The organism is Methylomonas albis, assembly GCF_014850955.1.
Lineage (GTDB): Bacteria > Pseudomonadota > Gammaproteobacteria > Methylococcales > Methylomonadaceae > Methylomonas > Methylomonas albis.
This window is the reverse complement of the sequence record NZ_JACXSS010000001.1, coordinates 801,270-824,606: the sequence shown is the minus strand read 5'-3', so window position 1 is coordinate 824,606 and position 23,337 is coordinate 801,270. Positions and strand designations below refer to the sequence as shown.

Below are 23,337 nucleotides of genomic sequence, written 5' to 3'. Positions count from 1 at the left end.
TTATTTCCTGAGCAGATGATCGGTAATATGGTGCAGCACGAACAGATGCCCCAACTCGACCATGCCGTAATGACTGCTATCCAACCAGCAATTCCAGCGCCCCAACTTACGTAGCGGGTTGTCGGCCTTAAAGCCACTTAGCGTCATGATCGGCAGACCTTTGGCATTGGCGGCCTGTACCGCGTTAACGATATTCAAGGATTGCCCGGAACTGCTGATCGCAATTAACAAATCATCAGGATTGGCAAACGCCGAAATTTGTTTGGCAAAGGCCTGCTCGTAACCGAAATCGTTGGTAAAGCACGTCAAGGGTGCAGCTTCGTGCAAAGTTAAGGCGCACAAACCGCCGACATTACGCAAATCGGTAATCACATGACTAGCAATCGCCGCACTACCGCCGTTACCCAACACCATGATTTTGGCCTGCTGGTCGCGCACTCTGGCAAACTCGGTCAGCAATTCTTGGATTACCGTTTCGCCGTCCAAGGCCTGACCTTGCGCATCAGAGAATATGCTGTGGCTCAATAATGTCGCAAAATCTGCTGCCGCTTGTCCGATAGCCATCAGCCTCTCCTTATTTATCTAGGTATTTAAACCAATCAGCAGTAGCGTCGGCTATCGAAGCCGAAGTCCACAACGGCGCGTTTCGCCAGTAATCGATGTGTGCCAACATATTGGCCACACCTTGCTCGAAACTCACCTGCGGCTGCCAACCGAGTTTCGCCTGGATTCTGCCGGTATCGGCAAAGGTGCAATCGGGCTCGCCGGGACGCTTGGGGATGTATTCGATAGGGCCGCCCAACAATCCCACCAGTTGGTTGACGCTGTAGGTGCCGCCGCTACCGACATTCATGATCTCTCCGCAAAGCGCCGATTCGGCGGCTGCAATAAAGGCGTTGGCAACATCCGTCACATAGGTAAAGTCGCGAGTCTGCGTGCCGTCGCCGACCACCGTAAACGGTTTGCCGTTAATCTTTTGCGCCAGAAACACCCCGAACACCGCGCCATAAGCGCCGGTAGTCCGGGCATGCGGGCCGTAGACGTTAAATAAGCGCAGAGAAACCGCCGGCAAGTCGTAGAGTTGCGCCCAGTGCATCACCAGCTCCTCACCCAAGTATTTGGTCAACGCGTAAGGATACTGTGGCTGAATCTCGGCGGCTTCAGGCGTCGGAAATTGATCTGGGATGCCATAACAGGACGACGAAGCCGCATAGACAAATCGCTTGATACCGGCGGCGCGCGCGGCTTCCAATACGTTAAACGTACCGCTGACATTGGTCTCGTAATACGCGCGTGGCTGCTCGATGGACGGCACGATGTCGGCTAGACCGGCTAAGTGGAATACCCAGTCGATCCCTGCGAACAAAGGTGCGATGGTTCCGGCGTCGCGAATATCGGCTTGATGAAACTCAAAACGCTCCTGGCCGAGCAAATCAGCGATGGTTTCTTTACGGCCGCCAACCAGACTGTCGATCACGCTGACCTGATGGCCTTGTTGCCATAACTCGCGACTCAAATGACTGCCGATGAATCCCGCACCGCCGGTAACCAATACTTTCATGCGTTCGTCCTAGATAAAGTTGATATGGGCCGGCTGGTTGGCCGTGAGTTTGTCCAAATATTGATTCACCGATTCCATCCGGCAATTTTTCCGGCATTGGCTAATATCCAGTTCTTGGGTGATGTACTGCCAGTTCTGCCGGCGCTTTTCGCCTTCCCAGATCGCTTGGAAAGACTGCTGATGGATGTTGCCGTAGGCAAAACGTTGATCGGTGAGATAGGCACTGCAGCCGTAGACTTCGCCGTCAGCCATGATATAGCCCCAAAAATAAGGAGTGGCGTGGCAGGTTTTGTAACGCTCGGTTTCCGATTGGCTGTAGTTCTTCATGGTCTGTTCGCGAAATACCACGTTAAAACCGTCGCCATTGAACTTAGCCAATTCCTCGGCCATGCCCAGCAGATTGTCGTAACGCAGGCTTTCGTAGCGGCGCGTTTCGCTGAATAAATGCTGGGAATATGGCTTCACGACCAGATAATCCAAACCCACATCGCGGCAGATTTTTGCCAGGGTAGTCACTTCATGCTGATTTTCCGGCAACAATAAAATTTGTGCGCCCAAAACGCAGGACAATTGATGGGATTTTTTATATTCGACCGCACGACGCAGATTGTTCAGTACTAAATCGAAGTCAGAGGCTTTGGTTTGATGAATGGCCGCGTAATTTTCAGCACTACCGGCATTCAGCGATACCTTGATCCAGGATACCAAGGCTAAGGATTGCTCCACAAAGCGCTGATTCATCAAGGTGCCGTTGGTGGTGAAAGACACATCGATACCGGCGTCAAACGTCCATTTCACAATTTCGTTAATTTCCTTATGCAGCATCGGCTCGCCTTCACCGGCGTACATGATGCTTCTCACGCCGAGCTTGCCCATCTCGGTCAAACGTTCCGCCAAAATTTTGACGTCTAACCGCTGCGCCTTATAACCGATGTAATCCACCGCGCAAAACGTGCAGCGATGATTGCAGGCACCCACCGGCGACACTTCCATGTAGATGGGATACACGGCTTTCGCTTGCTGCCAATCATGCTTACCATCCAACCACTGCGCCACCCGCTGCGGGTGATATACCAGTTTATGGCTGTCTATACCGTATTCGTCTGCCATGTTTTTGTCGTTTAATATGCTTTTAGAGTTAAAAACCACTACAAAGTCGGGTAAAGCGATTTCTATGCCAACATCCGGCTGAGGTAATGTGCCACTATTGATTGTTATATCGGCATCACAAAGCTTAGCATTAAACGATTAGTTTCAAGCCCGGCGGCAACGCTTCACCGAAGACTTGTTTTTCCTGCTGTTCATCCAGTGGTTTGAATTCGGCGACCATGTCTATCCACGAAGCTGGGGATTTAGCCAGCTTAAGTTTGTCGATCACCGTCACTCTTAGATGATCATCGACATCCCTGGCCCGGTCGTCACAACGCCTAGCCAACAAGGTGGCGGCAAAGCCCGCCTGGATTTGCTTTTTCCAGTCAGCTTTCAGTAGCTGTTGTAACCAGATCTCGGCCGTGGCTGGCGGTATTACCTGATGATTATTGCCGTGAAACAGAATTCGCCCGCCGATACGTCCGACCGCCCACCAACTTTGCTCGGGTTCGCCGGCTTTTTCCAGACGCTTTAGCAGCCATTCGCCCAATTGGATTTTATCGGCAATCGTTAACCGCTCCAGTGCCGCCGCCAGCCGCACCATATCTTCGTAACCTCGTGTCGCGAGCTGCTTGGCAACACCGGCTTGGCGCGCCGATGCTGGGTTGATGAATTTGGCGATGTCATTGAAGATACGTTGCTGGGCATCCGCACCCAGACCACCGGCAACGCGCCGCCATAAAGTCCACCACTCGGCCCAGTTCTGCTTTTCGTTAACGAATTGCAACCCCTCCGCGTATAGCTTCCAGAGCTGATCTACCCGCCAATCGTCGAGGGGATAACCAAAGCCGGGCCGCAAACAAAACCCGACCAAGCTTAACCAGAGGCGTTCGTGCTGTTCGCTCCGCCGCCGATACTTACTGCCCTCCAATAACGCGGAAAACAACTCGCGCAGCACCGGAGTTTGCCAGTCGCCACGCGGCGCCGCGAGAACTTTTTCCAGCTCGGCACGCAAGGTTTTTACCGCCTGCGGATCGACTTGTTTGGATTTGGCGCCGAATACGGTTTGGATTTTTTCCAGCGCTTGCGGTAACTGACCAGGCAGTTCGGCGTTAACGATAATTTGGGCTTTTTTACGAATCTGAAACTCTACGTCCCATCGCTGGCTAGCATCATCCACCGCCACACACTGGATTTGCAAGGTACCGACTTCCGTATAAGTTGCCAGTAATTGCACTACTACTTCGGTTTTTTGCTGGCCTTCGAATGCCACAGCCAGCGGCGGCAAGCTGTGAAAACGTTCGTCATCGAGTTCGACTATGTCGCCGGGTTGGTAAGCGCTGTCACCGCTACTGGACAACAAATGAAAACGTACCGGTTGCCCGACCCTAAGAGCGAATTGCCGATCGCTCAACAAAATTTCATGACCTTCCTCACTACCTTTCGGCAGGATACAAACGCCATGCCCTCCTGACTTATCGTCGCCACTTTTGGCCACGGCATCAATCAGCAGAAAATAACTACGGGCCGCACCACCGCCGATTTTCAACTTTTTGTCGCGGCGAGCAACAGCATAACTGACTGCGCCGTAAGCCACCGCCAATTCTGGATGGCTATTGTCCAGCAGCAACGGCGGCTGCCCACCGCGCCAACCGGCCAACAGATCGATTAAGCGCTTTACCATGGCCCGACTGCGAAATACACCGCCATTGAGCAACAATGCGTCGGGGACTATGTGCTGCTCTGCACCCGCGTCGCCCAACGCGGCTTGCGCCGCTTGCGCATGCAATTGCAAAAAGGCGGCGATATGCTTGCTGATAGCCGGCTCCGCCGCATAGGGCAAACCAAATTCCACCACGCCGCTACGCTTCCTATCCGGCAAATCTTGCAGATCGGATAGCGGCAAAAAGCCATCCAATGCAATTTGCTTAACCTCTGCACTGCTCAGGGCGGTGCTCTTACTGCCGCCAATCAAGCTGGAGCCACCGCCCAATAAGGTGACGGCTACGTGTTCGGGCGCGTTGTCAGCCAATAATCGCTCTTTGGCAGTGCGACATTGCTCCAGCAATTGCGATAAATCGGCGGTTGAGAGTTTTTTATCGCCAATTCGCAAACGGCTTTCCGCCAAGTGCTCCAGAGCCAAATCAATATTATCGCCACCCAACATCAGGTGGTCGCCGACGCCTATTCGCGTCAGTTGCGGTTCCTCAAGGCCCTGCTCAATCTTAATCAGCGTCAAATCGGTGGTACCACCGCCGACATCGCAAACCAATAACAGCCGGCTGTTTGCCAAACTGGCTTTGATGCTACCGGCGTGTCGACGTAGCCAGTCGTAACAGACCGCTTGCGGTTCTTCCAGTAACCTGACACCAGTCAAGCCGGCCATCTTTGCCGCTTCAAGCGTCAAGGAGCGCGCCGACTCGTCGAAGGAGGCCGGCACCGTCACAACAACCTCCTGGAGAGCAAGCGGTGCAGCGGGGAAGCGTTGCTCCCAAACCGCACAGACATGTCGCAAATAACTAGCACTGGCTTCAAGCGGAGAGACTTTAAATACCGAGTCGTCACTGCCCCACGGCAAAATAGCCGCACTATGATCGACAGCGGTGTGCGACAGCCAGCTTTTAGCGCTGGTCACCAATCGACCTTGGGACTTGGCACCGAGCAGGCGCGCCGCTTCACCAAGCACAGCGCCATTTTCCTGGCTCAAAAATCCAGCCTCAGCAGACATTTCTCCCGGAGCGGGGTGGTAACGCACCGAAGGTAATAGTGGCTTGGCACTCACTTCCCCTGGCGCGACCAGTTGCGGAATATCGAACAGGTGGATAGCTTTCGCCGGGTCGTTGGCATCGGAATAAGCGACAACAGTATGAGTGGTGCCCAGATCGATTCCGACCAAATAAGTAGCAGCGTTGTTTTTCAAAGGTACTTTATTTTTATTCTAATTATGTTGTGCTGTCTGTCCACATACCGAGACAAACTTGCGAAGTGGTTATTTTAATCGGCTTTTTGTTCGGACACTCTCGTTTTTCGTAATAGTGTTTTATTCAAACCATTGTCACCGATTGAAATTAAATTTCAGCAATGAACAACCATTCACTGGGTTTGGAATAAAATGCTTGCGCGGTGAATCTGCACAATGTTATTTTCCACCTACGGCGATTGTCAGTTTACAACGTCGACTGTATATGCAGGACAAGAACCAGAAGCAGCGTTGCATACAGCTCGAATCTAGATCGCGAGCAACCAAACCACAGCGATTATTAAACCAATTAAGCGAGTTAAATTCATGTTTATCAAACCATCCACATTAGCGGGCGTTGTATTGCTGGCCGCCAGCCAATCAGCCAACGCGGTCGTCATCAACTTTGACTATACCTACGACGGCGGCTTTTTCTCCGGAAGCAATGCTAGTAGACGTGGCATCCTGGATGCCGCCGGCGGCTTCTTGGAAAGCATCTTGACTGACAGTCTGACAGCAATTACCTCCGGAGGAAGTAACAATTTCAGTGCTATATTTCAGCGTCCGGACACCGGCGCCAGTACCACTATAAATAATTTCAGCGTAGCAGCCGATGCACTTACCGTGTTTGTTGGCGGACAAAGCATGAGCCCCGGCAGCTTGGGCTACGGCGGCTATGGCGGTTACAGCATCAGCGGCACTCAGGATTTTTTAAGCAATGCAGAGCGGCGCGGTCAATCGAGCCCTACTATTGGCTCTTCGGCGACTGATTTTGCACCGTGGGGTGGTCAAGTGACCTTTAGTAGCTCAGCAGACTGGTATTTCGACAACGACTTATCTACTACCGAGGCTTTTAGCGGCAACGACTTTTATTCGGTGGCGTTACACGAGTTAGGTCATCTGTTAGGTTTAGGAAGTTCGGATTCGTGGAAAAACAATACATCCGGAACCAGCTTTGTCGGCACTAACGCGCAGGCCGTTTATGGCGGCAATGTTCCGCTGGAAGGTGATACGGTACATTGGTTGGACGGCACCAAAAGTACGGTAAACGGCGTTGAGCAAGAAACTCTGATGGACCCAACTATCCATGTCGGCACTCGCAAAGTTTATACAGAACTCGATCTTGCCGCGTTGAAAGACGTGGGTTGGCAAGTCTCGGTAACTGCTGTACCGGTTCCTTCCGCAGTCTGGTTATTTGGCTCGGCTCTGTTAGGTTTTATTGCCAGTAAACGCAAACACCATTCGAGCATCTAAAAAACAGGTCGCTATCGCGCCGGACAAGCCAAACAGCTTAAAACCCCGGCGCGATAAAACCATTAAAATCTATTGACTGACACCGGATAAAAACGGCACAAAACTGACACGCTCTATCGCTTCGTCTTCAAAGCCATGTTCGGTACGGGTTATCCGATGCAATTCTTGCACACCCTCCAGACCAACCGGAATGACCATCACCGCCCCCACGGCCATTTGCTCAAGCAATGCTTCTGGAATCTCCGCCGGGGCCGCAGCCGCCAAAATACCATCAAATGGCGCATGTTCAGGCCAACCCCAGCCGCCGTCGGTATGTTTAAACCCCACGGTTTTGATATTCAACTCCCACAATGTATCTCTGGCTTTTTTCATCAACGGCGCGATCCGTTCCACCGAATATAGCTGCTCTACCAGCTTGGCTAGTATTGCGGTTTGATACCCACAGCCTGTACCGATTTCCAGCACTTTGTTCAAAGGACCTCTTTCCAGTAGCAATTCCGTCATTTTGGCGACAATGTACGGCTGGGATATAGTTTGATTGTGGCCGATAGGCAATGCAGTATCCTCGTAAGCCCGGCTTTCCAGCGCTTCATCAACAAAAATATGTCTCGGCGTGTCTGCCATTGCCGCCAAGACCTTGCTGTTGTAAATACCTTGTTCACGCAGCCGAGAAATCATCCGCTCTCTAGTCCGCCGCGAAGTCATGCCTATACCTTGGATACGTCGACTCATAATGGCACCTCCAGTGCTAGCCAGTCCCTCAATCCTTCCAATCGCTCATAGCGGGTTAAATCCAATTGTAACGGCGTTACCGACACGTACCCGTTTCGTATCGCATCGAAATCGGTACCAGGGCCGGCATCTTGTTCGCTACCGGGCGGGCCCACCCAATAAATAACGTGGCCGCGCGGATCCTGAGAGCGTATCACTGCTTCCGCTTTGTGCCGTTGCCCGAGGCGAGTAGATTGATAACCTTTCAATTCGGCAATCGGTAAATCCGGCACGTTCACGTTTAATAAGGTATCTTCCGGTAACGGATGATTCAGTATTTTTTGCATTAATATCACGGCTACATGAGCTGCCGTATCGAAATGCTTGGGATCGCTGGAAGCCAAAGATATGGCCACCGCAGGTAATCCCAGAAAACGCCCCTCGGTTGCCGCCGCGACCGTGCCCGAATAAAGCACATCATCGCCAAGATTAGCCCCATGGTTGATACCGGCAAAAACCATATCAGGTTCGTGCGCCAATAATCCGGTAATCGCCAGATGCACGCAATCCGTAGGCGTACCGTCCACCCTAACAAAGCCGTTCTCGCATTGAGTGGCCCGCAAGGGCATATCCAAGGTCAAAGAATTGCTTGCGGCACTACGATTTTTATCCGGCGCCACCACCGACACATCGGCGTATTGGCTTAGAGCCTCCGCCAGCGTATTGATGCCTTGCGCTAAATAACCGTCGTCGTTGCTGATTAGTATGTGCATACTGCTGTGAAACGCATTAAAATTCCCGCATAGTAGCAAAAAAACCGCAAAACCAGCAGCTTACGTGACAAAAAAAACCACTTCCACAGACGACGCGCTCTTGTTTCGAAACATGGTGGGCAAAGTAAAACCCATAGACACCAACACGGTGATTCTTAAGCCTGATAAAAAACCACGGCCGATACCCTTATTTAAACCGCTGGAACAGGTTGATCCTTTACAAAAGGATGTTGAAGGCAACTTGGAAACCTTGTTTCAAGAAGACAAAATAGCCTTCTTGGTGCCGGGCATGCAAAAAAACGTACTCAGAAAGCTGCGTAAAGGATATTACGGCTTGGATGCCGATATAGATCTACATGGCTTAAGCAGTCGCGACGCACAACAGCAACTATTGCGTTTTTTACACTATTGCGTTGAGGACGGTTATCGTTGCGTACTGATTATTCATGGCAAGGGCTACAATTCACCCGACAATCAACCGATCTTGAAAAATGATATAAATCTCTGGCTACGCCAACATAAAGATGTACTGGCGTTTTGCTCGGCACCACCCAAAGCTGGTGGCGCAGGGGCCTTGTTCGTGCTATTACGCTTATCAGAAAAATTTGTTACATCCGAAGAAGAGGCTTAAATAGGTCAACGCAAACCCATTCTGCTAAGCAGGTTGCTTTAGTTTTACTATTCCCAGCGTCAAGATGGAAACGCCCTTATTCCGCTAATATTTCGTTTTACCTTGACTTGCACAGTTAGTTGCTCTAGTTTTTCAAGTATTGCTTGACCCTCTCTTGAGAAGAAAAACAAAAATGAGCGCCATGACGACAATTCAACTTCAGCGTATTTCCCAAATCCCAATAAGCAATAATCATTACAAACCCAAACAAAGCCTGAAGGAGATATACGGCAATGAGCCTTAACATCGGGATCGTCGGCTTAGGCAGAATCGGCCGAGGCGTGTTAAGGGGGAATTTTGCGCAAACCAAAGGCGGCAGATTTGACATACGCGTGGTATGCGACGTCATGACTATAGACCACGTTGCTTATCTATTGGCCAACGATAGCACCTATGGCCGCCCTCCGTTTAATGTGGATTGCGACGGTGATGATCTGATCATAGACGGCAAAAGGGTTCGCTATCAAAGGGTCGACCGGCGGCGAAGTACTCCCGATGATGACAGCTTTGCCGCACTGCGCCAATGTAATCTTGATGTCTTATTTGACGCCACCGGCACCGCCAGCATCAGCGACTTTCGTAGCTTGATAAATCAGGATGTCGCGAAAAAAGTGCTCTGCACTTGGAATGTAAGTGGATGCGATATTAGCGTGGTATTCGGTGTCAATCACTCGGCGTACGACCCGGCACACCACGATGTAATCTCGGCCAGCACATGCACGGGCAATGCACTGGCACCTGTCTGTCATGTGCTTGATAAACATATTGGTATCGATTACGCCCGAGCCATCACTATCCATCCGCAACTTTCGGATCAACGCGTTTTAGATGGCTACCACGCATCATCCCAACTTGGCAGGGGGTGTGCGTCTTCAATTATCCCAACCAGCACGAATGTCGGCAAATCCACAACATTGGTTCTACCGAGACTACAGGGCAAATTGGAAGCAATGTCTTACAGAGTGCCAACCGCAATTGTCTCCGTTATTGATTTGACTGCCACTCTTTCCCGAAAAACTTCTTTGGAAGAATGCATAGAACTGTTTAAAGATTACGCCAACAATCAATTAGCCGGCATCATTCATTGTGACTATGGCGCATGGGGACACCAGAAAGCCAGCATCGATTATATGGAAACCGAATATTCTTCAATCCTTTTAATGCATCATCTCTCTGTCAGCCAAGGACGCCAACTTGGTTTATCTTTGATGCATGACAATGAGCACGCCTATTGCTGCCGCGTACTGGATGTATTAGGCGTTATACAAACAACGCGTTAGCAACTCGCGCCATTCCATGCGCAACCCGGTCGTATTGACTGGGAAATATCAAGCTTCCCGGCGGAGGCGTTACCGGATGCAAAAATATTAGCATTAAACATGCCGGCATAGCTCTTTGGAATGTAGTTAAATCTTGCCATCGAAACAATAGTAGCCTGGATACTGACAGAGACAAAAAGGCCGTTATCGCAAATGATTTTGCTGGTTTTTTCTTAACCCATCCAAACATTACACATCTGTTTTTTAATGGATTAACCCCGAAAAAACAGTCTAAAACATGCTCAACCGGATATTCTCGCCCCTGGGATAGTATACCGTCGACAGCCATCTACAAGTCCTGCGCACGCCTCAACGTCTTTCCAACAAAAACTGGAAAGCTATTGTATATTGATATTTTCAATAGAGCCCGGTCAATTATAATTCATAAGGCTCCGACATACAGTCAATACCTTACAAGCAGAACCATACCAATAGAGTTTTATTAGCGCCAGTGAGTGAATTACCGTAGCAAAAATTAAGTAGGTAACTACAAGCCAAGAGGGGAAAAAGAAAACGGCAGAGTAGTCGATTAACTAAACTCTGCCGCGTATCAATGATAGATTTAATATCTAATGAAGCTTATTCTTCCGATTCTGCTGGTTCCGGCCTATCAACCAGCTCGACATATGCCATAGGCGCGTCATCACCGGACCTGAATCCACACTTAATAATCCTCAAGTACCCACCGCTTCTGGATTGGTATCTTGGACCAAGTTCGTTAAATAATTTAGTTACAACATCTCTATCACGCAACTTAGAAAAGGCCTGACGACGTTTTGCAACCGAATCAATTTTAGACAGGGTAATCAAAGGCTCCGCAATTACACGCAATTCCTTTGCTTTTGGCAAAGTAGTTTTGATTAACTCATGTCTAAATAGCGAGCACGCCATGTTACTAAATAGCGCTTTTCGGTGGCTGCTATTCTTATTTAACTGTCTTCCAGATTTACGGTGTCTCATATTTAAAATGCCTTATATTCAAATTCCAGCTTGCGATTGATCAGCCAGATTTTCAGGTGGCCAGTTTTCCAACCGCATACCCAATGACAGACCTTTAATTGCAAGAATATCTTTAATTTCTGTTAATGACTTCTTACCAAGATTCGGTGTTCTCAACAGCTCTACTTCAGTGCGTTGAATCAAATCCCCAATATAGAAAATATTTTCCGCTTTCAGGCAGTTAGCAGAACGTACTGTTAACTCCAAATCATCTACAGGACGCAACAATACAGGATCGAACGACTCCTCTTCGACAGCAACTTCTTCCTGTATTTGTTCGTTTACCTTTTCGAAATCGACAAAAACAGATAGCTGATCATGTAAAATAGACGCAGCTAATTTAATCGCTTGTTCAGGGTCAACTGTGCCATTTGTCTCTAATTCAATAACAAGTCTATCCAGGTTTGTACGTTGTTCTACACGAGTACTTTCTACATGATAAGCGACTTTCACTATAGGACTGAAAGCGGCATCGACCATGAGCACACCAACAGGCGCATCGTCGTACATCTCTTTCCTAAGACTGGAAGGAACGTATCCTCTGCCTCTTTCAACTTTAATCTTGATGTTTAGCGAGCAATCCTGATTATTGATGTTAGCAATGATCAAATCTGGGTTGATTAACTCGACGTTATGAGGCAAATCGATATCTCGAGCAGTAACTACACCTACCCCATTTTTCGACAGGGTCAGGGTTACTTCATCTTTAGAATGAACAACAACAGCCAACTTTTTAAGATTCAATATTATGTCAATGACATCTTCCTGAACGCCCTCTATAGTGGTGTATTCGTGCAATACGCTTTCGATAGAGATTTCTGTAACTGCGCAACCCGGAATTGAGGAAAGCATAACCCTCCTCAAAGCATTACCTAAAGAATGACCGAAGCCACGTTCCAGAGGTTCGATAACGATTCTCGAGTGGTTGGCCGATTCGTTTATCACCTCGACAAGTCTAGGCTTCAGTAGGCCAACAATAGAACTCTGCATAATTTAAATCCTGGACTTATTTATTACTTAGAATAAAGCTCAACAACCAGCTGTTCATTGATGTCAGAACCCAAATCTACACGATCAGGCACCGACTTGAATGTTCCACTCATCTCTTTCGAATTTACTTCAACCCAAACTGGAAAACCGTATTGTTCTGTCACAACCAGTGAATCCTTGATCCGTTGTTGACTTTTAGCCTTTTCCCTGATCTTGATTGTATCGCCTGCAGCAACTTGGAAAGACGGAATATTAATTAACCTATCGTTCACCAAAATAGCTTTATGAGACACTAATTGCCTAGCTTCCGCGCGAGTCGCCGCGTAACCCATACGATAAACAACGTTATCTAACCGCGACTCCAAGAAATCTAGAAGATTTTGACCAGTCGCGCCCTTTTGTAAGTCGGCGGCTTTGTAATAGTTCCGGAATTGCTTTTCCAACACTCCGTATATGCGACGCAAGCGCTGTTTAGCGCGGAGCTGCATAGCATAATCAGAATTCCTTGTACGCTTAGCGCCATGTTGACCAGGTCTTTGTTCCAATTTACATTTGCTTTCCAGAGACTTCCCTCTGCTTTTCAAAAATAAATCAGTACCTTCCCTACGACTCAGCTTGCAAGCAGGACCAAGATATCTTGCCATTAAATTTACTCCACTATCCTAAACACGACGTTTTTTGGGTGGGCGGCAACCATTATGAGGTATAGGAGTCACGTCCACGATATTTGAAATTTTGAATCCCATACTGTTCAAGGAACGAACAGCAGATTCCCTACCAGGCCCAGGGCCTTTGATCATAACATCAAGATTCTTCATGCCGTATTCCTGGGCTACAGACCCAGCTTTCTCGGCAGCTACCTGAGCAGCGAAAGGTGTACTTTTGCGCGAACCTCGAAAACCGGATCCGCCAGAGGTTGCCCAAGATAACGCGTTACCTTTTCTGTCTGTAATAGTAACGATTGTATTATTAAAGGAAGCATGCACGTGAACTATACCGTCCGCGACCTCTCTCTTAATACGCTTTTTAACTCTATTCTGGGTTGCCATCAAAAATGCCTATCTAGATGTTTTTATTTAGTAACTGACTTACGCGGACCTTTACGAGTCCGTGCGTTGGTTCTGGTTCTTTGTCCTCTCAATGGCAAACCACGACGGTGCCTGATACCACGATAACAACCAAGATCCATTAATCTTTTAATATTCATTGAAACCTCTCTGCGAAGATCGCCTTCAACAGTCATCGCAGAAATAACCTTACGTATTGCTTCGACTTGCTCCTCAGAAAGGTCCCGAATCTTGACGGTTGGCTGAACCCCAACTTCACCGCAGATATTTCTAGCAGTTTGCCTGCCAACTCCATAGATAGCAGTCAACGCTATCTCCGCATGCTTATGGTCCGCCACGTTTATACCGGCAATACGAGCCATTCAAATACTCCAAAAACAGTACTATAAGGTTAAACGGAGCATTATATCACTCCGCAAAAAAAATCACAAAAACAAGTTAGCCTTGACGCTGTTTATGCCTGCCATCTTTGCAGATAACTCGGACGACACCGTTTCTTTTAATTACTTTACAACTTTTGCATATGGTTTTAATTGAAGCTCGTACTTTCACGGCAAACTCCTGGAAATGTTAAGATTTTTTCAGATTGGCTTTTTTCATCAAGCCTTCGTATTGTTGAGACATCAAATGTGTCTGCATTTGCGAGATAAAGTCCATGACAACAACAACAATAATCAACAGAGAGGTGCCACCAAACGAGAACGGCACGTTCCAATAAACAATTAGAAACTCAGGCAACAAACAGATTAGCGTGATGTAAACCGCACCGATCAACGTTAACCTAGTCATGACCTTATCTATGTAGCTAGTCGTATGAGCACCCGGCCTGATGCCAGGCAGATACGCGCCAGATTTTTTTAAGTTCTCAGCCGTTTCTTTTGAATTGAAGACCAAAGCCGTATAAAAGAAACAGAAGAAAACTATCGCTAATGCGTAACACAAAACATAGACAGGCTGGCCTGGAGAGAGGACAGAAGAGATATCCTGGAGCCAGGAAAAACCATCAACGTTACCAAACCAGCCAGCTATGGTCGCAGGAAAGAGTATGATGCTTGAAGCGAAAATAGGTGGTATCACTCCAGCCATATTCAACTTAAGCGGCAAAAACGAACTCTGCCCGGAATAAACTTTATTGCCTTGCTGCCGTTTCGGGTAATTAATGGTTATACGTCTTTGTCCTCTTTCAACAAAAACAACAATACCTGTAACAACTATAGACAGCGCGAACAGAACAACAATAAAGGCTCCGTTCATCTCTCCGGTACGAGCCAATTCTAACGTCCCGCCAATGGCTGAGGGCAATCCCGATACGATACCAGCGAAAATAATTAACGAAATACCGTTACCTATACCCCTCTCAGTAACCTGCTCACCAAGCCACATTAAGAATATGGTCCCGGTAACTAGCGTTATGGTGGTAATGAGTATAAAACTCATACCGGGCTGTATAACTACCGCCAATCCGCCAGCGGTTTGATTTTGTAGCGCTACCGATATACCTATTGATTGAAACATCGCCAAGACCACAGTGCCATAGCGAGTATACTGGGAAATTTTTCGGCGCCCAGACTCCCCTTCCTTTTTCAATTGCTCCATAGCAGGAATGACAATAGTCATAAGCTGCATGATGATAGATGCTGAGATGTAAGGCATTATGCCTAAAGCAAAAAGACTCAAACGCATAAGCGCTCCACCTGAAAACATGTTAAACATGTTTAAGATGGAACCGGACTGCTGTTCAAACATTATTGACAACGCTTTAGGATCAATTCCCGGCACAGGAATATGAGCACCTATTCTGTATACGATAAACGCACCTAGAACGAAAAGTAGCCTAGACTTAAGCTCACCAAACCGAAATGTGCCGGCAGAAACATCAAACCCTTTCGCACTCACTTAAGCCTCGACTTTGCCACCAGCAGCTTCAATAGTTAATTTCGCACCAACTGTTACACCGAGTCCTTTTAAAGTAAGGGATCGAGAAACAATCCCAGTGTTAATTACTTTAACTTTTTTCGAAAATGCGGGAATAACGTTTTCGTTAATCAATAATTGAATATCGACAACATCGGCTTGCAGGGCATCAATTTCTGCTAAACGAACTTCGGCAGTAAATTTTTTAATCCTAGAGGTAAAGCCAACTTTCGGCAGTCTACGCTGCAACGGCATCTGACCGCCCTCAAACCCAACTTTATGGAATCCACCAGAGCGAGCTTTTTGTCCTTTATGCCCTCTACCGCAAGTTTTGCCATCTGTAGATCCTATGCCACGCCCAACGCGTTTCGCTTTTTTTCTTGCGCCACACGCCGCTTGTATTGTATTGAGATACATTAAACTTCCTCGACTTTTAGCATATATGCGATTTTATTGATCATTCCGCGATTCTCAGGCGTGTCAATAACTTCGACAACTTGCCTAATTCTGCTCAGACCCAATCCTTTCAAACATTGCTGATGACTCTTTAAGCGACCATTTTTACTCTTAGTCATCATTACGCTTAATTTTTTGCCATTCATATCGTTTTACCCTGTTAGTTTTTCAACAGTTAAACCGCGCTTCGCTGCGATTTTCTTAGCATCATGCATTGCAGTCAAACCGTTAATTGTGGCGCGCACAACGTTAATCGGGTTATTTGTTCCGATACATTTAGCTAACACATTATGTACGCCGACTACTTCAAACACCGCACGCATGGCACCGCCGGCGATGATTCCCGTACCTTCCGAAGCGGGCTGCATGTAAACTTTAGCAGCGCCTGTGCTCGACATGATTGAATATTGCAAAGTACCTTCTTTCAATGACACTTTGCGCATATTCTTTCTAGCCTGTTCAAGCGATTTTTGAATTGCAACGGGCACTTCTCTAGCTTTGGATACACCATAACCGACACGACCGTCACCGTCGCCGACAACCGTTAGCGCAGCAAAACCAAAAACCCTACCGCCTTTAACAACCTTTGCAACACGTCTTACTGAAACTAATTTTTCCTGCAATCCGTCTGTACTACCTTGAGATGGTGCTGTTGCCATTCTATTCCCCTAAAACTTCAAGCCAGCTTCACGCGCAGCGTCTGCTAACGCCTTTACGCGGCCATGATATTTAAAACCAGAGCGATCAAATGCAACTTGAGTTACACCAGCCGCAATCGCTCGCTCAGCAACAATACGACCCACTTCGGTAGCAGCCTTAATATTACTTGTATTACTTAGCCCACCTTTAACGTCAGCCTGTAACGTCGAAGCAGCTGCGAGAGTCACCTTGCCGTCGACACTAAGAACCTGAGCATAAATGTGCTGAGAAGTTCTATGTATAGTAAGTCTGTGTACATTTAACTTTTTGATTTTGCAGCGCAGCCTTAACGCTCTTTTTAATCTTGAAGACTTCTTATCCATCACTTCACCTATTTCTTTTTGGCTTCTTTTCTAGCCACGTATTCGTCGGCTATTCTCACACCTTTACCTTTGTACGGCTCGGGCGGACGAAAAGCTCTGATCTCAGATGCGACCTGGCCGACTTTCTGTTTATCATTACTTTTCACATGCAATTCTGTTTGCGTTGGAGCGTCAACAGTTACGCCTTCAGGGATTAAATATTCAACAGGATTAGAGTACCCCAAGGACAGTGTTAAAAGATTGTCTTTAACTTGAGCTCTATATCCAACCCCAACCAACAACATCTTTTTGACGAAGCCCTCAGAAACCCCTTTAACCATATTGTTAATTGAAGCCCTGGCTGTACCAGCATGAGCCTTAGCGCCTTTTACGCTATCATCCCATTTAACCCTGATTACATTAGACTCAATTTCAAGATCAACGGCATCACAAAGATCAAACACGAGTTGACCCAATTTGCCGTTAACGATCATTTGCTTGCCGTCAACCTTCACATCAACTCCTGATGGCAAAGTTATAGGCGCGTTAGCTACTCTAGACATGATATACCTCTTAAATTAGCAGACAGTGCATATGACTTCGCCGCCATGCCCAATAGCACGAGCAGCGCGATCCGTCATAACACCATTCGAGGTTGAAACTATAGCGATACCTAAACCACCTAACACTTTGGGCAACTCGTCTTTAGACTTATAAATTCTAAGACCAGGACGGCTAACTCGCTTAACGCTCTCGATAACAGGAACTCCGTTGTAGTATTTCAACTCTACGGTCATTTCTGTATGGCAACCAGTCACTTCAGTTTTAAAATCGGCGATATAACCCTCATCTTTCAAAACCCTCGCGATAGCGAGCTTTAACTTGGATGAAGGGATTTTTACACTTTTCTTTCCAGCAGATTGACCATTTCTAATTCTGGTTAGCATATCTGCTATTGGATCTGTCATACTCATTTTCTATTCTCCAAAACTTAAACAGAACTACCAGCTAGCCTTTGATAAACCAGGAACGTCGCCACGCATGGTAGCCTCCCGTAACTTATTTCTGCTAAGACCAAATTTTCTGTAATATCCATGCGGACGACCAGTCAGCTTACATCTATTACGTAATCTGGACTGACTAGAGTCTCTGGGCAATTTTTGAAGTTGAATTTGAGCATTCTCTTTTTCTTCAAAAGAGGTATTTGGAGATCTAATTACTTCCTTCAATTGGTTTCTTTTTGCCTGATATTTTTTAATCAGACCTTCACGCTTCACTTCGCGCGCAATCATTGATTTTTTTGCCATGTCGATACGCCTTAGTTTTTAAATGGAAAATTGAATAATTTCAACAACGCCAAGCCTTCTTCGTCAGTCTTAGCAGTTGTTGTAATACAAATATCCATACCACGGAGCGCATCAATTTTATCGTAATCTATTTCAGGGAAAATAATTTGTTCTTTTATTCCCATTGAATAGTTACCACGACCATCAAAGCTTTTAGAGCTCATGCCTCTGAAATCCCGAATTCGAGGTATTGAAATCGTAATCAATCTATCTAGAAATTCGTACATTTTATCGCTACGCAGGGTAACTTTACAGCCAATCGGCATGTCATCACGAATTTTAAATCCGGCAATAGATTTTCTTGCCAAGGTAACAACTGCTTTTTGTCCCGATATTTTTTCCATATCAGAAACAGCAGATTGCAAGACCTTCTTGTCCGCAACAGCCCCACCAACGCCCATATTAAGGGTTATCTTGGTGAGCTTTGGCACTTGCATGATTGTTTTATAACCAAACTGCTCCTGCATCGCAGGGACAACTTCAGATTTATATTTACTTTGTAGTCTAGCCATAGCCTTATTACCTTAGAGACCGACGTTTTCGTTAGTGGATTTAAAATATCTGACTTTTTTACCATCATCCAGAGTTCTAAAACCAACTTTGTCGCCTTTTTTAATTTTTGGGTTAAATAAAGCCACATTCGAGATGTCAATTGGCATGTTTTTATCAACAATACCACCGGAAACACCCATATTTGGATTACCTTTTTGATGTTTCTTTACTAAGTTAATGCCTTCGACTAACAACTTGTGATCTTCAAGTACTTTACTAACTTTGCCTAACTTACCCTTATCTTTTCCGACTATTACGATGACTTCATCGCCTTGCTTAATCTTTTGCATCTTTGGACCTCTATCTATAATACTTCTGGCGCTAGAGAGATAATTTTCATGAACTTATCGCCTCTCAATTCACGAGTAACCGGCCCAAAGATACGAGTACCAATTGGTTGTAGTTGGTTATTTAAAATTACGGCCGCATTTCCGTCAAAACGAATAACTGAACCATCAGCCCTCCGAACCCCTTTACGGGTCCTGACGACCAATGCATTATATACATCGCCCTTTTTTACTCTAGTACGCGGCATAGCGTCCTTGACGCTTACCTTGATGATATCACCTATGCCTGCATAGCGGCGGTGTGAACCTCCAAGGACCTTGATACACATGACCTTTTTTGCGCCACTGTTGTCGGCGACGTCAAGGCTAGTTTGCATCTGAATCATTTTTTAAATCCCAACTAAAATTATTATTTATCTATTGAAAGCTTCCAACACTTCCAACAGTTTGAACGCCTTATTTTTTGAAATAGGGCGGCATGACGTAATCGAAACAACATCACCTTCCTGGCAAACGTTGTTTTCATCGTGAACGAGAAGCTTAGTGGATCGCTTAATATACTTTCCATATACCGGATGCTTAACCAATCGCTCAACCAGTACAGACGCAGTTTTGTCCATTTTATTGCTAACTACCCTACCAGTTACTTTACGTACACTATCTAAATTTTCGCTCATATCTATACTCTTACCATTTCATTTAGAATAGTATTAATGCGAGCTATATCTCGCCTTACCAGCTTTATTTGACTTGGCTTGCTAAGCTGTCCAGTTCCTTTTTGCATTCTCAAATTGAACTGTTCGCGAGACAATTCCAAAAGACTGGAATTTAACTCTTCTTTTGTTTTGCTTCTTAAATCTTTCGCTTTCATTACATTATTGTCCGTGCAGAGAAAGTCGTTTTCACCGGCAATTTGGCAGCGGCCAACTCAAAAGCCTCTCTCGCCAATTCCTCGGAAACACCCTCAATTTCAAACAGCATTGTGCCTGGCTTAATTTGCGCAACCCAGTATTCTACACTACCTTTACCTTTACCCATACGTACTTCTAATGGTTTTTTAGTAATAGGCTTGTCAGGGAAAATTCTGATCCAGATTTTCCCCCCACGTTTTACATGCCGACTTATTGCCCTTCGGGCCGCCTCTATCTGGCGAGCCGTCATTCTACCACGGCTAATCGATTTTAAACCATACTCTCCGAAACTGACCGACGAACCACGCAAAGCGGTGCCGTTATTTCTGCCGGTATGTTGTTTACGAAATTTTGTTCTTTTTGGCTGAAGCATTTTTTATACCCCTTCAACTATTTTTTTGAGTCGGCGTTTAAAGACGCAGCATGCGCATCCATATCAAACACCTCACCCTTAAATATCCAAACCTTTATACCGATAATTCCGTAAGTAGTTTTGGCCTCGGCGGTGCCGTAGTCAATATCAGCACGTAACGTATGAAGAGGCACACGACCCTCACGATACCATTCTGTTCTGGCGATTTCCGCTCCGTTTAACCTACCAGCAACTGTGATTTTAATACCTTCAGCACCTAATCGCATAGTATTGGTTACTGCGCGCTTCATTGCACGACGATACATAATACGTTTTTCAAGCTGCTGAGCTATACTTTCAGCCACTAAATATGCGTCCAGCTCAGGCTTACGAATCTCTTCGACATTCAACTGAACAGGTACACCCATCATCGCAGAAATGCTCTGTCTCAAAACATCTATATCCTCGCCTTTCTTGCCGATTACAATTCCTGGGCGAGCAGTGTGTACGGTGATATTGGCATTATTCGCCGGGCGATTAATCTGCACTCTGCTAACAGATGCGTGAGCCAATTTTTTCTTGATATACTCCCTAACCTTCAAATCCTGCAACAGAAACACAGGATAATTTTGGCTATTTGCATACCATCTTGAAGTCCAATCTTTAACTATCCCGAGACGAATCCCTGTGGGATGTACCTTTTGTCCCATTTGCTACCTCTATTTCTCTGCTACTTTAATTGTTATATGGCAAGTTCTTTTCAGGATGTGATTCGCACGCCCTTTCGCCCTCGCGCTAACTCTTTTTAACGTTCTACCTTCGTTAACAAATACAGTTGAAACTTGTAACTCATCAACATCAGCGCTTTCGTTATGTTCTGCATTAGCTATTGCCGACTCAAGAACTTTTTTGATTATCGCAGCAGCTTTCTTAGAGCTGAAACTCAACAAATTTAATGCTTTTTCAACAGGTAATCCGCGTATTTGATCCCCTACAAGCCGTGCTTTTTGCGCAGAAAGAGGAGCATTACTTAATTTGGCCGAAATTTCCACATTCACTCCTTATCTTGATTTCTTGTCTGCTATATGGCCTTTATAAGTTCTTGTAGGGGAGAACTCACCCAACTTATGTCCGACCATATTTTCCGAAATCAATACCGGCACATGCTGTTTGCCATTATGCACAGCAATAGTCAATCCCAACATGTCAGGGCTGATCATTGACCTTCTAGACCAGGTTTTAATCGGTTTCCTATTATTAGCTCGCACTGCATCTTCAACTTTCTTAAGCAAGTGATGATCTATAAATGGACCTTTTTTAATTGAACGTGGCACGTCAAATACCTCTTATTTTTGCTTACGGCGTCTGACAATCATGTTGTCAGTACGTTTGTTTTTTCTAGTTTTATAGCCTTTTGTTGGCGTTCCCCAAGGAGATACCGGATGTCTACCACCCGAAGTTCTACCTTCACCACCACCATGAGGATGGTCTACAGGATTCATCGCCACACCCCTAACAGTTGGTCTAACACCGCGCCATCTTTTCGCGCCTGCCTTTCCTAATGAGATAAGATTGTGTTCCGAATTAGAAACTTCACCGACTACACCTTTACAATCTGATGGCACCTTTCTCATTTCGCCAGAACGTAGGCGAATGGTAACGTATGCACCATCCTTAGCCACTAATTGAACAGAGGTCCCGGCGCTCCTGGCAATTTGAGCACCTTTTCCGGGTTTTAGTTCGATGCAGTGAATTGTGGTACCCAAAGGCATATTCCGCAGAGGCATACAATTTCCAGGCTTAACTGGGGTTGTTTCCGCGCTTAGTATTTCCTGTCCGACCTCGATACCTTTTGGCGCAATAATGTATTTTCGCTCGCCATCTCTAAAAAGAATCAGCGCTATATTCGCCGTTCTGTTCGGATCGTACTCGATACGCTCAACTAGCGCAGGAATATCTGTCTTGTTACGCTTAAAGTCTATTATCCGATAGAATTTTTTGTGCCCCCCGCCAATATGACGAGTTGTTATTCTACCTAGATTGTTACGACCGCCGGTATTGCTCTTTTTGTCAAGTAGTTGTGCAAATGGCTTACCCTTATGCAAATCATTATTTTGTACACGTACTACAAACCGAGAACCCGGAGATGTCGGTTTTGATTTTAGAATAGCCATGCTCTTCTACCGCTCCTTATTTGCCTTAAAGTATTTATGCTGTCGCCAATTCGATGTTATGACCAGATTGAAGCTTTACATACGCTTTTTTCCAGTCCGAACGTTTACCCAAAGTACGCCCAAATCGCTTAATTTTACCTTTAACGTTCAAAACGCGTACGGACGCCACCTCAACTCCAAACATCAACTCAACGGCGTTTTTAATCTGCAGCTTCGTGGCCGATTTTTTCACTTTGAATACAAATTGGTTGTGCTGATCAGCAGCATTAGAACTTTTTTCCGACACAATCGGCGCATATAAAACACTTGCTAATTTTATCTTTTCGATGCTCATGCCAAACGCTCCTCGATCTGCTTCAGCGCGCTGGCTGTCGCAATTACCTTGTCAGCGGAAACCAAGGACACTGGATCCACGCTACTTGGAGTAACTATCGCTATATAAGGAAGATTTCTAGCCGCAAGAATTAAATTCTCATTTAAGTCATCCGCAACCACTAGCAACCTTTTTGCATCAATACCTTTTATTTTACTCAAAAAGTCTTTTGTTTTTGGTGTTGCAGGCGTGATGTCGTCGCAGACAGCTAATCTGCCCTGCCTCAACAACTCAGAAAAAATTGATCTAATACCGACCTTGTACATTTTTTTATTCAGCTTCTGATCGAATGATCTTGGTTGAGCGGCAAACGTCACCCCGCCTGTACGCCATATTGGACTTCTGGTTGTTCCAGCACGCGCACGCCCCGTACCTTTTTGACGGAAGGGCTTTGCTCCACCACCACTGACCGCAGCTCGGTTTTTTTGGCCTTTGGTACCGGCCCTTGCTGCTGAAAGATACTTAGTTACTAGCTGATGCACCAATGTTTCATTAAAATCCTGTCCGAAAACTTCCTCGGAAACCTCGAGTGCCTGTGCTGAATCTTGATTATTAATTGCAGGTATTTGCAAAGTCATA

The 23,337-nt window shown here is 46.3% G+C and carries 35 protein-coding genes; 3 read left to right on the top strand and 32 right to left on the bottom strand.

The window, feature by feature from the left end:
- The 4 genes from EBA_RS03995 to EBA_RS03980 form a co-directional block, all read right to left on the bottom strand.
- On the bottom strand, positions 1 to 564 hold the full coding sequence (locus tag EBA_RS03995) for an SIS domain-containing protein (RefSeq protein WP_192373457.1): 564 nt from the start codon (positions 562 to 564) through the stop codon (positions 1 to 3).
- A gap of 10 nt (positions 565 to 574) precedes the next feature.
- A complete protein-coding gene (locus tag EBA_RS03990) occupies positions 575 to 1,561 on the bottom strand; it encodes an SDR family oxidoreductase (protein WP_192373456.1) in 987 nt (328 codons plus the stop codon).
- A gap of 9 nt (positions 1,562 to 1,570) precedes the next feature.
- Positions 1,571 to 2,671: a radical SAM protein gene (locus tag EBA_RS03985; RefSeq protein WP_192373455.1), complete on the bottom strand. Its 1,101-nt coding sequence runs from the start codon at positions 2,669 to 2,671 to the stop codon at positions 1,571 to 1,573.
- Positions 2,672 to 2,801: 130 nt separating this feature from the next.
- Positions 2,802 to 5,570 carry an Hsp70 family protein gene (locus tag EBA_RS03980; protein WP_192373454.1) on the bottom strand — a complete coding sequence of 923 codons (2,769 nt, stop codon included), beginning with the start codon at positions 5,568 to 5,570 and terminating at the stop codon, positions 2,802 to 2,804.
- 366 nt (positions 5,571 to 5,936) lie between these two features.
- Between EBA_RS03980 and EBA_RS03975 the strand changes: the two genes are divergently transcribed.
- Positions 5,937 to 6,863, top strand: coding sequence for a matrixin family metalloprotease (locus tag EBA_RS03975; RefSeq protein WP_192373453.1), 927 nt, complete (start codon positions 5,937 to 5,939; stop codon positions 6,861 to 6,863).
- 69 nt (positions 6,864 to 6,932) lie between these two features.
- Here EBA_RS03975 and EBA_RS03970 read toward each other — a convergent pair whose 3' ends face one another.
- Together EBA_RS03970 and surE are read right to left on the bottom strand one after the other, a co-directional pair.
- Positions 6,933 to 7,595 (bottom strand): protein-L-isoaspartate(D-aspartate) O-methyltransferase, encoded by a 663-nt coding sequence (locus EBA_RS03970; protein WP_192373452.1) that lies wholly within the window; start codon positions 7,593 to 7,595, stop codon positions 6,933 to 6,935.
- Positions 7,592 to 8,347: a 5'/3'-nucleotidase SurE gene (gene surE / locus EBA_RS03965; protein WP_192373451.1), complete on the bottom strand. Its 756-nt coding sequence runs from the start codon at positions 8,345 to 8,347 to the stop codon at positions 7,592 to 7,594. The genes EBA_RS03970 and surE overlap by 4 nt, the downstream gene beginning before the upstream one ends.
- Positions 8,348 to 8,411: 64 nt before the next feature.
- Here surE and EBA_RS03960 point away from each other — a divergent pair, with 64 nt between their 5' ends.
- Positions 8,412 to 8,978: a Smr/MutS family protein gene (locus EBA_RS03960; protein ID WP_192373450.1), complete on the top strand. Its 567-nt coding sequence runs from the start codon at positions 8,412 to 8,414 to the stop codon at positions 8,976 to 8,978.
- A 272-nt stretch (positions 8,979 to 9,250) separates the two neighbouring features.
- Positions 9,251 to 10,297 (top strand): type I glyceraldehyde-3-phosphate dehydrogenase, encoded by a 1,047-nt coding sequence (locus EBA_RS03955; protein WP_192373449.1) that lies wholly within the window; start codon positions 9,251 to 9,253, stop codon positions 10,295 to 10,297.
- A 618-nt stretch (positions 10,298 to 10,915) separates the two neighbouring features.
- On the opposite strand, the gene rplQ is transcribed toward EBA_RS03955, so the two are convergent.
- The 26 genes from rplQ to rplD form a co-directional block, all read right to left on the bottom strand.
- A complete protein-coding gene (rplQ, locus tag EBA_RS03950; RefSeq protein ID WP_192373448.1) occupies positions 10,916 to 11,296 on the bottom strand; it encodes a 50S ribosomal protein L17 in 381 nt (126 codons plus the stop codon).
- Positions 11,297 to 11,314: 18 nt separating this feature from the next.
- A complete protein-coding gene (locus EBA_RS03945; protein ID WP_192373447.1) occupies positions 11,315 to 12,325 on the bottom strand; it encodes a DNA-directed RNA polymerase subunit alpha in 1,011 nt (336 codons plus the stop codon).
- 23 nt (positions 12,326 to 12,348) lie between these two features.
- Positions 12,349 to 12,969: a 30S ribosomal protein S4 gene (rpsD, locus tag EBA_RS03940; protein ID WP_192373446.1), complete on the bottom strand. Its 621-nt coding sequence runs from the start codon at positions 12,967 to 12,969 to the stop codon at positions 12,349 to 12,351.
- 18 nt (positions 12,970 to 12,987) lie between these two features.
- Complete coding sequence (gene rpsK, locus EBA_RS03935; protein WP_192373445.1) at positions 12,988 to 13,374, bottom strand: 30S ribosomal protein S11; 387 nt, start codon at positions 13,372 to 13,374, stop codon at positions 12,988 to 12,990.
- Positions 13,375 to 13,397: 23 nt separating this feature from the next.
- A complete protein-coding gene (rpsM, locus tag EBA_RS03930; protein WP_192373444.1) occupies positions 13,398 to 13,754 on the bottom strand; it encodes a 30S ribosomal protein S13 in 357 nt (118 codons plus the stop codon).
- A gap of 76 nt (positions 13,755 to 13,830) precedes the next feature.
- Positions 13,831 to 13,944 carry a 50S ribosomal protein L36 gene (gene rpmJ / locus EBA_RS03925; RefSeq protein ID WP_082885534.1) on the bottom strand — a complete coding sequence of 38 codons (114 nt, stop codon included), beginning with the start codon at positions 13,942 to 13,944 and terminating at the stop codon, positions 13,831 to 13,833.
- Positions 13,945 to 13,962: 18 nt separating this feature from the next.
- Positions 13,963 to 15,288 (bottom strand): preprotein translocase subunit SecY, encoded by a 1,326-nt coding sequence (gene secY / locus EBA_RS03920; RefSeq protein WP_192373443.1) that lies wholly within the window; start codon positions 15,286 to 15,288, stop codon positions 13,963 to 13,965.
- Positions 15,289 to 15,723, bottom strand: a complete 435-nt coding sequence (rplO, locus tag EBA_RS03915) for a 50S ribosomal protein L15 (protein WP_192373442.1) — start codon at positions 15,721 to 15,723, stop codon at positions 15,289 to 15,291.
- On the bottom strand, positions 15,723 to 15,908 hold the full coding sequence (gene rpmD, locus EBA_RS03910; protein WP_192373441.1) for a 50S ribosomal protein L30: 186 nt from the start codon (positions 15,906 to 15,908) through the stop codon (positions 15,723 to 15,725). The genes rplO and rpmD overlap by 1 nt, the downstream gene beginning before the upstream one ends.
- 6 nt (positions 15,909 to 15,914) lie before the next feature.
- Complete coding sequence (rpsE, locus tag EBA_RS03905; protein ID WP_192373440.1) at positions 15,915 to 16,421, bottom strand: 30S ribosomal protein S5; 507 nt, start codon at positions 16,419 to 16,421, stop codon at positions 15,915 to 15,917.
- Between the two features lie 9 nt (positions 16,422 to 16,430).
- Positions 16,431 to 16,784 carry a 50S ribosomal protein L18 gene (gene rplR, locus EBA_RS03900; protein WP_192373439.1) on the bottom strand — a complete coding sequence of 118 codons (354 nt, stop codon included), beginning with the start codon at positions 16,782 to 16,784 and terminating at the stop codon, positions 16,431 to 16,433.
- Positions 16,785 to 16,792: 8 nt separating this feature from the next.
- The gene (gene rplF, locus EBA_RS03895; RefSeq protein ID WP_192373438.1) at positions 16,793 to 17,326 is read right to left on the bottom strand and encodes a 50S ribosomal protein L6; all 534 of its coding nucleotides are present in this window, start codon (positions 17,324 to 17,326) and stop codon (positions 16,793 to 16,795) included.
- Positions 17,327 to 17,341: 15 nt separating this feature from the next.
- Positions 17,342 to 17,737, bottom strand: coding sequence for a 30S ribosomal protein S8 (rpsH, locus tag EBA_RS03890; protein WP_192373437.1), 396 nt, complete (start codon positions 17,735 to 17,737; stop codon positions 17,342 to 17,344).
- A gap of 27 nt (positions 17,738 to 17,764) precedes the next feature.
- Positions 17,765 to 18,070, bottom strand: a complete 306-nt coding sequence (rpsN, locus tag EBA_RS03885) for a 30S ribosomal protein S14 (RefSeq protein WP_082769249.1) — start codon at positions 18,068 to 18,070, stop codon at positions 17,765 to 17,767.
- Positions 18,071 to 18,081: 11 nt separating this feature from the next.
- Entirely contained in the window at positions 18,082 to 18,621 is a 540-nt protein-coding gene (gene rplE, locus EBA_RS03880; RefSeq protein ID WP_192373435.1) for a 50S ribosomal protein L5, read from the bottom strand.
- Positions 18,622 to 18,633: 12 nt separating this feature from the next.
- On the bottom strand, positions 18,634 to 18,951 hold the full coding sequence (gene rplX / locus EBA_RS03875) for a 50S ribosomal protein L24 (protein WP_192373433.1): 318 nt from the start codon (positions 18,949 to 18,951) through the stop codon (positions 18,634 to 18,636).
- A gap of 14 nt (positions 18,952 to 18,965) precedes the next feature.
- A complete protein-coding gene (gene rplN, locus EBA_RS03870; protein ID WP_013820378.1) occupies positions 18,966 to 19,334 on the bottom strand; it encodes a 50S ribosomal protein L14 in 369 nt (122 codons plus the stop codon).
- Between the two features lie 27 nt (positions 19,335 to 19,361).
- The gene (rpsQ, locus tag EBA_RS03865) at positions 19,362 to 19,625 is read right to left on the bottom strand and encodes a 30S ribosomal protein S17 (protein ID WP_192373431.1); all 264 of its coding nucleotides are present in this window, start codon (positions 19,623 to 19,625) and stop codon (positions 19,362 to 19,364) included.
- Positions 19,626 to 19,627: 2 nt separating this feature from the next.
- Complete coding sequence (gene rpmC / locus EBA_RS03860; protein WP_192373429.1) at positions 19,628 to 19,819, bottom strand: 50S ribosomal protein L29; 192 nt, start codon at positions 19,817 to 19,819, stop codon at positions 19,628 to 19,630.
- Positions 19,819 to 20,232 carry a 50S ribosomal protein L16 gene (rplP, locus tag EBA_RS03855; RefSeq protein WP_026602118.1) on the bottom strand — a complete coding sequence of 138 codons (414 nt, stop codon included), beginning with the start codon at positions 20,230 to 20,232 and terminating at the stop codon, positions 19,819 to 19,821. Before rplP ends, rpmC begins: the two co-directional genes overlap by 1 nt.
- A 17-nt stretch (positions 20,233 to 20,249) precedes the next feature.
- Positions 20,250 to 20,921: a 30S ribosomal protein S3 gene (rpsC, locus tag EBA_RS03850; RefSeq protein WP_192373427.1), complete on the bottom strand. Its 672-nt coding sequence runs from the start codon at positions 20,919 to 20,921 to the stop codon at positions 20,250 to 20,252.
- Positions 20,922 to 20,930: 9 nt separating this feature from the next.
- Positions 20,931 to 21,263 carry a 50S ribosomal protein L22 gene (gene rplV, locus EBA_RS03845; protein WP_192373425.1) on the bottom strand — a complete coding sequence of 111 codons (333 nt, stop codon included), beginning with the start codon at positions 21,261 to 21,263 and terminating at the stop codon, positions 20,931 to 20,933.
- Between the two features lie 9 nt (positions 21,264 to 21,272).
- On the bottom strand, positions 21,273 to 21,545 hold the full coding sequence (gene rpsS, locus EBA_RS03840; protein ID WP_192373423.1) for a 30S ribosomal protein S19: 273 nt from the start codon (positions 21,543 to 21,545) through the stop codon (positions 21,273 to 21,275).
- Between the two features lie 12 nt (positions 21,546 to 21,557).
- Positions 21,558 to 22,385: a 50S ribosomal protein L2 gene (gene rplB / locus EBA_RS03835; RefSeq protein ID WP_192373421.1), complete on the bottom strand. Its 828-nt coding sequence runs from the start codon at positions 22,383 to 22,385 to the stop codon at positions 21,558 to 21,560.
- A 34-nt stretch (positions 22,386 to 22,419) separates the two neighbouring features.
- A complete protein-coding gene (rplW, locus tag EBA_RS03830) occupies positions 22,420 to 22,719 on the bottom strand; it encodes a 50S ribosomal protein L23 (RefSeq protein WP_225615892.1) in 300 nt (99 codons plus the stop codon).
- Positions 22,716 to 23,336, bottom strand: coding sequence for a 50S ribosomal protein L4 (gene rplD, locus EBA_RS03825; protein ID WP_192373419.1), 621 nt, complete (start codon positions 23,334 to 23,336; stop codon positions 22,716 to 22,718). Before rplD ends, rplW begins: the two co-directional genes overlap by 4 nt.
- Position 23,337: the final 1 nt, after the last annotated feature.